The organism is Microcoleus sp. B13-B6, from assembly GCF_036705405.1.
In the GTDB taxonomy this organism is placed as follows: domain Bacteria; phylum Cyanobacteriota; class Cyanobacteriia; order Cyanobacteriales; family Microcoleaceae; genus Microcoleus.
This window is the reverse complement of record NZ_JAUBUJ010000055.1, coordinates 25,085-36,108: the sequence shown is the minus strand read 5'-3', so window position 1 is coordinate 36,108 and position 11,024 is coordinate 25,085. Positions and strand designations below refer to the sequence as shown.

Sequence of the window (11,024 nt, the reverse complement as noted above, 5' to 3'; positions counted from 1 at the left end):
CACTTTCGGCAGCAAATAATCTGGGATGGTTATAGCATAAGACTTTTACCAAAAACCTTGATTTGGGCCATTCTGTTGGAAAATAAATGCTCAAATCCTTGATAAACCTACAGTTGAAAATTTGGTTCTCATTTTTAATTTCCCAGAGTGACAAAAGAGGGATACCCCTCTTTTGTCACTTTCGGCAGCAAATAATCTGGGATGGTTATAGCATAAGACTTTTACCAAAAACCTTGATTTGGGCCATTCTGTTAGAAAATAAATGCTCAAATCCTTGATATATCTACAGTTGAAAATTTTGGTCTCATTTTTAATTTCCCAGAGTGACAGAAGAGGGATACAGCAATTTCCAGGTTTATGGAGTACGGTTGCAAGGGTTTGTCAACCAGTTTGGTAAGTGCTTGGGATTAAGGTGTACTTTATTTGCCTGGAATCTGCTGTATCCCTCTTCTGTCACTTTCGGCATAAAATAATCCGGGATGCTTAGAGCATAAGACTTTTATCAAAAATCTTGATTTGGGCCATTCTGTTAGAAAATAAACGCTCAAATCCCCGCTCTATCTACAGTTAAAATTTGGCTCTCACTTTTATTTTCCCAGAGTGACAGAAGAGGGGTATTTTTCAGAATTGACCCGCATCCGCGATCATGACACGGCTTTCTGAGTATTTATACTCAAGTTTAACAAACCGATCTACTCTCCATTAGCACCCCAACTGTGTGTGCCAGTTGAGGGTGCGGAATGTGGGTTTCAAGTTTCGTTCTCGCAGGTGATGAGAAAAAATTTTCATGATAATCGATTCCTTTTATGCCGCGTTGCTGCTTTCATCCTTGACCTTGGTTTTGATCACGAAAGCCTTTAATTCGACCATCTTGCCGCCGCGAAAGCACCAGACATCGCAGTACGAGTAATGAGCCGTCTTCCCCTCTTCGTCCTTGATTGTGAGGTCGCCGAGTGCCGTGACGAAATCCCCCTCAGCGATCAAGTTCGCAACGATATTCAAAGGCGGTTCCACATACTCCGTTGCCATCCATTGGCGAACGGCTTCCTTCCCTTGAAGGGTCTTGTCGCCTACCAATGTCCATTGCGTGTCGTCGGTGCAGAACGACAAAAATTCTTCATAATTGCCCTGAGCGATCGCCGCGTTTGCCGCTTCTAAGATTGCTTTATTTTTGTCTGACATCTGAATTTCTCCTCTGTTCAAGTAGATGCTTTAACGGAGCGAGAGCGGTTTCCCGATCGGTGCGTCCTTCTTAGCCGCCGAATCACCCCGTTGCCGCTTGTGCAAAATTCACGGAACAATTGCAGTAACACGGATTTCAATCCGCATCGTTGGCAGCCCAAGAGCCGCGACTCCTACCTGTGTCCAAATTGGGGCATGGTTGGGCATGTAATGACGAAACAGCTTGACCATCACCTCATTAACTTCTGGGGGCAACCCACCAACATGGTAAGAATTGACATGGACAACATGCTCCCAGCCCGCCCCGGCAGTTGCCAAGGTTCGCTCTATGTTCCGAAACGCTTGAGCGATCTCGTCCGCGAGCGATTCGGGAATTTGCAGATTGTCATCCCAGCCACCTTGACCTGAGATCTCCACGCGATCGCCAATTTTTACCGCTTGGGAGTAATGCAATTCATTCAACATGTATTCCCCATACCCGGGGGTGACAAAAAACTCGGGCTTATTCATGGCGTTCCTTGTGTAGTATATTTGCTCTATCTCGCGTTGCTGAAACGAGTTTGTTTCGGCATCATCCGATTTAGACCCTAATGTTCAGAATTCACTTGCTGTGTAATCACAATGATTTCTGCAAAAAGTAAGACAACTATTAGCCGCGAAAACGCTTGTAAAATGGCTTCCATTGCCCAGTTCTGACTCTGAACTTCCCAGATCATCCAAACAAGATTGAATCCAATCACCAACCAGGGTAGAATGACCGCTGAATTCCGCCTGCGATAGAAACGGATTGTCATCTCCCGCCAAAATGGCAAGGTACTGAAGAGACAAACGAGGTAGGACGCTCCTGCACTGATGAACAGGCTTATTTGAAGACCCGAAGGCAGGTTTGGGTATCCAAGGGCGATCGCCGTTAGACAAACTCCCAGTGCCAGATACAGGAAAGTAAACAAGGTAAATTGTTTCATTCTTTGTAAATAAAGCTCAGCGATAATCTATTCCGAGGTGGCTGACATGACTCAGCCGATGAACAACAATTAGTCCACATGCAGCACAGCCTTACCTGAAAATCTTCGCCCGATCAAATCAGCCGACGTTACGTCTGCTTCACGCCACGAAACTGCTCGATCAATATGCGTTTTGAGCCGCCCCTGCTCAACTAACCTCAGCAGACGAGCCAGCCCAGAACTAGCGATTTCCATCTCTACTTCGGTGTACAGCGTGAACCCGTAAAGCGTGCGCTGTCCTCCATTCTCGGAATAGAAGTCTGCCAGGGACAGCTTCATCTCGTTGCCGCTGCTACTGCCATAACAAACGCAGGTGCCTCCTTGAGCCAAAAACGCAGTTAGCTTCCCGACCAATTCACCTCCTACTCCATCGACAATCAGTCGATAAGGCGCGAACTGCTTGGCTTCTTGCCCGGTCTCGGTCACCACCACTTCATCCGCGCCGTAATCTCCCACAAATGCTTCTTGCGCTGGCTGACGAATTTGGGCAACGACGCTGGCTCCCATCATCCGAGCAAGCTGCATGGCGAAGAGTCCCACTCCCCCTGTTGCCCCTGTGATCAGCACCCGACTTCCTAGTAAACGAGATCCCTTTTCCACTGCATACAGTGCTGTTAACCCCGCGACGGGCAGTGTGGCGGCATCGGTATGTGATACGCCCTGGGGAATGATAGCCAGACAGCGAGTCGAAATTGCTACATATTCTGCCCAGCCCTCCGAGCGGATAGAGAGGGCAACAATTTTTGTCCCTGTGGGTGGACCACTGCCGTCCTGTGCTGTTTGTTCAACAACGCCAACGACATCCCAGCCAATTGGAGTGCCCAGTGGATCGTTTTGCGATCGCTTGAGTTCGCCCCGATTCATCGAAAATGCCTTGACGCGAATCAAGCACTCGTTAACCTTCGGAGTAGGAACTTCAGTGTTTTGAAAGGTGAGGTTGCCAACGGCGTTTGGTGAACTCACGAGTCTACGCATCGCCATATCCTTGTGTGTAAAGGGCTATAGTTTCATGTTATAGATAGAACTGTTTCAATCAACTTGCTGTATATCCACCATCGATCACTAAGGGTTGCCCAGTGATGTAGCTGGCAGCATCAGAGCAAAGAAACACAACCTCGCAAACCTGTTTCAATGTCATTCCAGTCAATCGCTGAGAAACATTTAGACCTGCGATCGCAGGTTTAAGCATTGATGGAAAGCTTGTTCTAACCTTTAGTCGCGGTCGCTTGCACGATCGATCAGTGCGTTTGAGGGCAAGCTCGGATCAAGTACCTTGCGCGCACTGTCAACCCCTACAACGGGCAGTGTAACCGGATCAAGTATGCCGAGTTGAACCAATACACTCGCCTGATCCCAGTAGAGGTGTTCATGGGCTAACTTGCCATCACGGAACTGGACAATCGCTACTACTGCCACTTCAATCCGTTTCCCTGTCGGAGCAATGCCAGGTAGCATCCAGTCCATCTGGATGGTATGAGTGAACTTAACTAGCATTTCATCGACGAGTTGATTGGTTCCGATTGTGCGTGAGACCGGAGCCAACTCTATGTCCGGCGGCATCTGTGGAATGAAGTACTTGGAATAAAACTCACGCAGCGCCGGCTTCCCTACTCCCCCAGTCATTACTGGAATGTGATTCACGTAAGCGTACTCAACCATTGTAGCGAGAGCATCTTTAGTGCTGTGAGTACCAAACTCGTGCCCGATATGCTCTTCCCAGACCGCTTGTAAAGCTTCCTGAGCAAGTGTCAGGTTGGGGGTTGCCTGTACATTTGCTTGTTTATCTACAATTTGCTCTTTGACCATGTTAGATTCTCCTAGTTCGTTCTATCTCAACTGTATTGATTCCAATGCTTAACTTCTTTCAGATTCTTATGGTTTTCTTAGTCCCTACTCTTCTAAAACATTAATGATGAGTTTGCCCTGATTCGTACCGTCAAAGAGCTGTTTCTATTCATAGTTCGATTCTGTGATTGAACCTACAGGTCGCGTAGCAAGATACCATTGCCGATTCACCTTTTTTGTCACTTAAATTTCCTCTTGCATTTCTGTAGTTGCTAAAACTCTGAACATGATGATTTTTCCTTTTAGCGCACTGTGACTCCACCAACGAGTCTGCCATAGGTCGCGATCGCTTTCTGCAGCAATTCCCGGACATCCGCCTCACTCGATGCATCTAATTTCACAAACAAGCATTCCGAACATGGAACTTTATGAGTTCAACGCCTTTTCAATACGACGATCGGGAATGAGCCACAGAACTGCAACCCGAACGTATAATGCACATGCAAGCCAAGGGATTGCAAAAGCAAGTGGAATTGTAACTGCATAAATCAATACCGATAACTTGCCTTTAAAGTTCCGACCAAGAGCGTTTGCAAGTGTGGAATCTTGACCGTGGTGAAAAACAAGTGTGCGGGTCAGAGTGAAGTAGGCGATCGCAGCCAACAAGAGAACCACACCATAAAGCGCCACAGGCAGCGCAGCAAAGTGATTTTCACCCATCCATGCGGTGACAAAGGGAAATATAGCCTTTTTCAAAAAGGTGAGGTACGATTTTTTGCCTGGAAAGCTTGACACTACAGGGTTTCTGTATACCTCATTAATCTGAGAACCGCTATAATGATAACCAGAACAACAAATGTAGGTTTGCCCACAAAGTTGAACCATTCACTTGTCGGACTACCTGAAACAGGTGATGGTGATTGTTCCAGTAAATACCAACATGCACGAAACTCAACACCTAGCTTAGAAAGGTTCGAATCAACGGACGTAGTGCAGCTCAATCTGACTTATGAGGTGTTTTTAACTCCAGTACCATAATGGTGATAATAATAGCAATTACCCCATCACTGAATGCCTCTAACCTACCTTTAACCATTTTTGGATATGCTCCTTGTTTGCTTACCGCGTTGTATAACGGCCGTTTGTAAAAATGGTTGTCCGGTACTCCGTACTGGTTTACTTCTAAGGACTGGTAAACGGTTTACATTTAATCCCCTTCACATTTCGCAGATAGTTCAACTCTGGCTCGAAGTTAGTGGGACAGAAGACATAAACATCGTCCTGAGTTCGGCTAATGACTAAACGGTAGCTGGGTGGAATTCCCTCGGAATCTTCGATCACTTCGATTCTGGGAATCACTTGTGGACTGACTTGAGCGAAGGATGGAGAATTGAACGGTAACAGTACGGCGGATAGAATTGTTATTGTGATTGTGATTGCGGTTATGATTGTAGTTGAAAGAATCTTTCGGTTCATTAGAAAACTCCTGTGGTTTGTGGTTGTGTAATGTTCCTATTGATTTTGATGAGTAAAGTTTGCATTGTTTTCACCCCTACGATTTCAACCCAGTTTCCGACGAAATCAAACTAATCCTATTTGCAATGCAACAACCGCTGCCTGCACCCGATGATTGACACCCAACTTATTCAAGATTCCATGGACGTGAGTCTTGACTGTACTCTGACCGAGGTAGAGTATTGTGGCGATTTCAGGATTGCTATGTCCTGCAACCATTAGCTTCAAAACTTCATGCTCTCGATGGGAGAGTTTTGTTGGTGTAATGACATTTGAAGAGGTGAGTTTTGCTGTGTTCATACATCCTTCTTGAGAATCAACGGTTGACGAATTGTTCACGATCTCACCTGATCCTTGGTTAAACATTTGTTGAATTTCATATTTCATGGACAAGAACAGTCCTCTTGCATTCGTTGACATCAGCTTGTCAAAGTCCTCGATCAATTTTTGGTGCAGTAGTTTGTCAGGAGGAAAATCAATTCCTGTATTGTTAATGGCACAATGTTAAAGGCACAATCGAGTTTGCTGTAAGTTGCGATCGTTATTAAAAACTCAAGATTGATTTGCTTGATGACGCTGCTTGATATCTATAATGAAATCGGTTACTTGACGTTGAGCCTCTTCACTCAGCGAGTCAAACTCGTCCAAGAAGAATTGCCGTTCTAGCGTCAACTTCCGGGCATTGAGTAGCCCTTAAATCCGCCAATCTTCATCACGTTTCATCACGACGAATAGCTGCATCGAATCTCGTGACGGTGAAGTTTTGGGTTGTCCGGGCAGCATTACCCTGACAACTCCATTCATGAGAGCAAGTTGAGGATTCAGCAAGTGGACGAAATTCACGTCACCCTCTAGGCGTGTTTCTTTGACAACCGTGTCGAAAGCTTGCTGATTAAACGCAGCGATCGCTTTTCGACCCTTGAGATGGGTTCCCTCGAACGCGATGAAATCGGCAGTTTCGCTGAACGGAGCAGCGAAGTCTTCACCGCTGCCTCGATTCTAAGCATCAATCATCTGGTGATGGAAAGCACGGATTGCGGACTCGTCAGTAGGACTGGTGAGTTGATTTTGAATTGTTTGTGAATTCATAAGCGCCTCGTTTTGGGATTTCTTATCTAATTGTTTTGGCAGTTTAGGAACACAACAGCACGAAGATGCACTGCTGCGTTCGATCGCTATGAACTTACTGGAGCAGCAAGCGTTGCCGGCTAATTCCGTTTGTTTGATCTGAAGTATAGACAGTACCAATGCTTGATTGCTTTCAGATTCCTACGATGATTGGTCAAATTCTGATCGGTTAGCGCCCTTGTTTCGGGGATAAGCGATTGTCTGTTGTTCATCTCAACCATCAGCTAGTCACGTCCTGCCGCAATCATCTTTTCTGCCAAGCCGACCGGGTTGGAAAACATCACCTCATGACTACCGGACATTTGCACGAACCGAAATAGCCCCAAGCGGGTAGACATTCTGGGATGCCAACCCCAATCGCCTTGAGGAAGGACGTTGTCTTCGGTACAGTAAAGGTAGCTTTTGGGGATGGGCAGCGAGTAAAACTGCTTTAGGTCTAACTTGTCAAGCCACGGTTGATACGGTTCAGGCGATAATTGTGCGTAACTCGATCGAGCCAGTTCGAGGTCAGCGTCGTTGATAAACGCTTCTCGCCAAATCTCAAAAGGTAGCATCACCGTATGATCGCCCGATTGTCTCGCTAGCTGATCGGATAACGCTTGAGAGTGCGGTGGGGTGTTATCGTTGATGCTTTCACCATCATTGAGGACAAAGGCATTGAAGAAGATGAGTCGTCGAATGCGATCGCTGATTGCTTCAGCAACTTTGGCAATAATTGTCCCACCGAAACTATGTCCGACTAGAACGATATCGTTTAAGTCTTTACTCACAATGTAATCGACGACCGATTGCGTGCATTGAGCATGGTTGACGTTTTTGTTCACGCCTTTGCCATGCCCAGCGATCGTGGGCGCAAAAGCATGATGTCCCTTTGCTTCTAGTTGATCAATGACTGCCTGCCAAGCAGAACCATCATGCCAGGAGCCATGAACTAAGACAAAAGTTGACATAGAATCCCTCCTTGTAAATGTGATCCGAAAATCAAGCTCGTCTTTTCTCTCTTGTTCTCTCTTGAAATGGGTCAGTTCGCTGTGTATCCGCCATCGATCACTAAGGATTGTCCAGTGATGTAGCCGGATGCGTTTATGCCTCGTCTATAGCGCGGTTGCAGCACAATCGATGAGTTTGGCAACAGCGTCTGCATGGGCAACCATCACAACATGGGACGTGCTATTCACTACAGCAGTACTCATGATGGCTCCTAGAGAGTTTCAATGAACATTGACTGAAAACGATGGCTGGGTTTCCTAAGATCGTGAGCAATCATCCCTAGCAGTGAGATTTACATGAATCAGACTGGTGCATAAATCGTTTCGTCTTCTTTGCGCCAAGCTGGATCAACTAGACAAACGAAAACAATGGGTTCGTCGCCGTAGTTGTGAAGGAACTGGATTGCATTTGGAGGAATGTAAACCGTATCGCCTGGTTCAATGCGACGAACTTCACTGTCGATCGACATTTCGCCAACACCGCTAATGATGTAATAAACCTCAGAAGTCTTTAGAGAATGGGGAATCGAAGTTTCGCCAACAGGCAAGATCGCATGTGCCAAACTGTAACGCAAGTTGATATCTTGTTTGTCAGGATGAAGCAGTTCGCGCAGAACAGTTCCATCTCCAGCGATAATTTCTTCACAGTCGTTTAGTTTTTGGATCAGCATAAGTTTAGGCTTGCAATTACACAATCGGATCAAGTTCAGGATCTGTGAATTTCGGAGGAGAAAGGGTCACTGATTATTTCTGCTGAAGAAAGTCCAGCAACACGGGATTGACCTGATCAGCGTGAGTCCAGTTGATCGCGTGTGGTCCACCAGGAATGACAACCAGTTGACTGTTTTTAATCAGTTTTGGAAGTCTTGCTGCGGTGGACTCCAGTGGCAGAATGCGATCGCTATCTCCATGAATAATCAGAGTCGGCACATCAATGCGGGGCAGATCATCGCGGAAATCGGTGAGCCAGGAAGGTACACAATCCAAAGTCCCTTTAGCAGAAGCCCCTGCTGCTACATTCCAACTGGCTTGAATCGCTTCATTGCTGATGCGATTGCCAAGCAATACATCAACATTGAAGAACTCTTTGAAAAAGGCAGAGAAATAAGCTGGACGATCGTCAATAATCGCTTTCATAATGCCATCGAAAACGCTTTGATCAACACCCTCTGGATTGTCGTCTGTCTTTAGCAGAAACGGTGGAACGGGAGCCATCAGCACGGCTTTCTGCACCCGCTCTGAGCCGTATTTGCCAAGATAACGTGTGACTTCACCTGTTCCCATTGAGAAACCGACCAGCACGGTATTTTGCAAGTCAAGCTTGGTCATCAGTGTGTTCAAATCGGCGGCGAAGGTATCGTAGTCATAACCAAACGAGGGTTGGCTGGAAGCACCGAATCCTCGGCGATCGTAGGTAATTACTCGATATCCTGCATTCAGTAAAACTAAAACCTGCTTCTCCCAGGAATGTCCGTTCAATGGAAATCCATGAATCAGTACAATCGGTTGTCCTGTCCCAAGATCTTCGTAGTAGAGATCGATGGTTGCAGAGTTTTCTTGACCAACGGTAATGTAAGGCATGAGAGGTTTCTCCGTTGTAAATTGATGATGTGTTTTTGTCTGTTGCATCACAATTGTTATGCAGCGATCGATCACCGTTTTAACAATGCTGTGTTAAGCAGACTTCAAGATGGGGCAAGCATCCATTGCCTACCGTCACTTCAGAACGACAAGAATCCTTCATTGTTGCCTGAGCGCGATCGCCGCGTTTGCCGCCTCTAAGATGGCTTTGATTCTGCTTCGGTAGCCAGCGCGGCACGCACACCAGCATCGAGATTCATGCGGTCTACAAATCGTGACAGGTTCTCAAAGCCTTGTAGTCCGACCTGAGTGTTGCTCGCCCAACGCAGAATGACGAACAGGTAGGGAGCGGCAATCGATCATTCGCCAGTGAGCCAGTTTCGTCCGTCGAGATAACCGAGGATAGCGACGTTTTCAGTGAGTGAAAAGTGATGGTACTTGCTCTACTTCGTTATCGACAATGAACTCACCTTGCTATAATGCGTTCCCACAGCAGCTCAAAAACCGCTTCAACACCATCACTCAAGGCTGGCGGCGTCACGAGCGTTAGTCGGCTCTCATTAAGAGTAAAGGTGCGAACTAACGTTGTACCAACGCGATTAGGAATTGATGCAATTTTGATCTGGTGAGTTACTGTGTTGCCACTCAACGTATAAGTTCCAGCGTAAGCATTGAATGTTGTAAATGCTTGAGCAAGCTCTTCCACGGGTAAAGATTGCATCTGGGGAGTCAGCGGTGATCTGACCTCCTGACTCAGCGGTGAGCGATCGCTCCTAGAAAACATCACCATCATGTGACCATCTGATGTGTAAGTGATGTAGCCAACCGGATGAGTTCCATACACGTCTGGAGTCACCGTTCCATCAGCGTAAATGGCAGTTGCAGAAATTAACTTCCAAATGCCAATTAGCAGATTGTTCTGGATTGATGGTGTAGACATAATGTGCAACCATTGCTTGATGATTCTCCGCTAGAGAGTAGCGGGTTTCAACACAAAATCAAACTCAGTCGTGTAAAACGGTTTACTTTGATTGTGTGCCTTGAGTTCGTCTAGTGCTTCGTGCTTTTGCAATTGAACGATCGCCGATCGCACTGCAAAGGTTGTATCTGAATCCAGGTGAGGATCGCCAGCAATAAAAGTTTGTGTTGTCAGTGGAGTGTACTCCGGAGCATTGAGTTTGAAATGGATGTGAGCCCCGCGCCAAGGATGCCGTCCCAAGAGTCGCAGCACCTCGCCACATGGACCACTGCTTGGCACTTTGTAACCTAGTGGCACCACGGTTTCAAACCTATACGTTCCACTCTTGTTCGTTTTGAAACGTCCCCGAAAGTTCCCCAACGGCTGAGATGGCTCTTGGATGTCATAAAATCCTTGGGAACTGGGTTGCCAAACATCAATCAGAGCATTGGCGATCGGTTGACCGTTCAAATCTAAAACCCTGCCTGACAGGAAAAGCGAATCTCCTTCTGTATCAATACCCAAGCGATCGCCCATCTGCCGTTCTGGTGCATTCGGCACATACAAGGGTCCTTCTAAATTGCTTTCTGTACCGCGATGAGCATCGTTCAGCAATTCTACCAACTCTGAAATTCCCAGTAGATCCGTCAACAAATGGATCTCTCCAGAGGGAATCTCCTGAGTGTGATGACTTGCCTGGTTGAGAAAATTACGTCCCTGCTGCAATTCTGATTCAGTCAGATTCACCTCACGCACAAAGTCATGCAAATGTTGAACCAAGCTCGTGTAAATTTCATAGAGTCGTGGGTGAGATTTGCCGCGATCGCCATGATTAATGACGGCTTCAGTGATAGTGTCAAGTGTGATTTTCTGCACGATCAA

The 11,024-nt window shown here is 46.5% G+C and carries 14 protein-coding genes and 2 pseudogenes; all 16 read right to left on the bottom strand.

All coding sequences use genetic code 11. The annotated features are described in order from the left end of the window. Positions 1-804: 804 nt before the first annotated feature. Positions 805-1,182, bottom strand: a complete 378-nt coding sequence (locus QUB35_RS22730) for a nuclear transport factor 2 family protein (RefSeq protein ID WP_333099864.1) — start codon at positions 1,180-1,182, stop codon at positions 805-807. A 108-nt stretch (positions 1,183-1,290) separates the two neighbouring features. Further along, positions 1,291-1,692, bottom strand: coding sequence for a RidA family protein (locus QUB35_RS22725; protein WP_333143977.1), 402 nt, complete (start codon positions 1,690-1,692; stop codon positions 1,291-1,293). Between the two features lie 77 nt (positions 1,693-1,769). Next, a complete protein-coding gene (locus QUB35_RS22720) occupies positions 1,770-2,147 on the bottom strand; it encodes a hypothetical protein (protein WP_333143976.1) in 378 nt (125 codons plus the stop codon). A gap of 69 nt (positions 2,148-2,216) precedes the next feature. After that, positions 2,217-3,161, bottom strand: coding sequence for a zinc-binding dehydrogenase (locus tag QUB35_RS22715; RefSeq protein ID WP_333099867.1), 945 nt, complete (start codon positions 3,159-3,161; stop codon positions 2,217-2,219). A gap of 58 nt (positions 3,162-3,219) precedes the next feature. Beyond that, positions 3,220-3,324, bottom strand: coding sequence for an SDR family oxidoreductase (locus QUB35_RS22710; protein ID WP_242022641.1), 105 nt, complete (start codon positions 3,322-3,324; stop codon positions 3,220-3,222). A 74-nt stretch (positions 3,325-3,398) separates the two neighbouring features. Beyond that, a complete protein-coding gene (locus tag QUB35_RS22705; protein ID WP_333099869.1) occupies positions 3,399-3,992 on the bottom strand; it encodes an ester cyclase in 594 nt (197 codons plus the stop codon). Between the two features lie 405 nt (positions 3,993-4,397). Continuing rightward, a complete protein-coding gene (locus tag QUB35_RS22700) occupies positions 4,398-4,766 on the bottom strand; it encodes a hypothetical protein (RefSeq protein WP_333143975.1) in 369 nt (122 codons plus the stop codon). Positions 4,767-4,803: 37 nt separating this feature from the next. After that, positions 4,804-5,067 (bottom strand): annotated as a pseudogene (locus QUB35_RS39230) (TMEM175 family protein). A gap of 86 nt (positions 5,068-5,153) precedes the next feature. Beyond that, positions 5,154-5,447 carry a hypothetical protein gene (locus QUB35_RS22695; RefSeq protein ID WP_333143974.1) on the bottom strand — a complete coding sequence of 98 codons (294 nt, stop codon included), beginning with the start codon at positions 5,445-5,447 and terminating at the stop codon, positions 5,154-5,156. A gap of 105 nt (positions 5,448-5,552) precedes the next feature. Continuing rightward, entirely contained in the window at positions 5,553-5,981 is a 429-nt protein-coding gene (locus QUB35_RS39225; RefSeq protein ID WP_445251261.1) for an SDR family NAD(P)-dependent oxidoreductase, read from the bottom strand. 198 nt (positions 5,982-6,179) lie between these two features. Further along, a pseudogene (locus QUB35_RS22685) lies at positions 6,180-6,467 on the bottom strand (SgcJ/EcaC family oxidoreductase); the annotation flags it as partial. A 371-nt stretch (positions 6,468-6,838) separates the two neighbouring features. Beyond that, positions 6,839-7,564 (bottom strand): alpha/beta fold hydrolase, encoded by a 726-nt coding sequence (locus QUB35_RS22680; protein ID WP_333093254.1) that lies wholly within the window; start codon positions 7,562-7,564, stop codon positions 6,839-6,841. Between the two features lie 341 nt (positions 7,565-7,905). Continuing rightward, on the bottom strand, positions 7,906-8,274 hold the full coding sequence (locus tag QUB35_RS22675; protein WP_333093252.1) for a cupin domain-containing protein: 369 nt from the start codon (positions 8,272-8,274) through the stop codon (positions 7,906-7,908). A 73-nt stretch (positions 8,275-8,347) separates the two neighbouring features. Further along, entirely contained in the window at positions 8,348-9,184 is an 837-nt protein-coding gene (locus QUB35_RS22670) for an alpha/beta hydrolase (protein WP_333099872.1), read from the bottom strand. A gap of 466 nt (positions 9,185-9,650) precedes the next feature. Further along, positions 9,651-10,124 (bottom strand): lipocalin-like domain-containing protein, encoded by a 474-nt coding sequence (locus QUB35_RS22665; protein ID WP_333143973.1) that lies wholly within the window; start codon positions 10,122-10,124, stop codon positions 9,651-9,653. Between the two features lie 30 nt (positions 10,125-10,154). Beyond that, complete coding sequence (locus QUB35_RS22660; protein WP_333099874.1) at positions 10,155-11,018, bottom strand: dioxygenase family protein; 864 nt, start codon at positions 11,016-11,018, stop codon at positions 10,155-10,157. Positions 11,019-11,024: the final 6 nt, after the last annotated feature.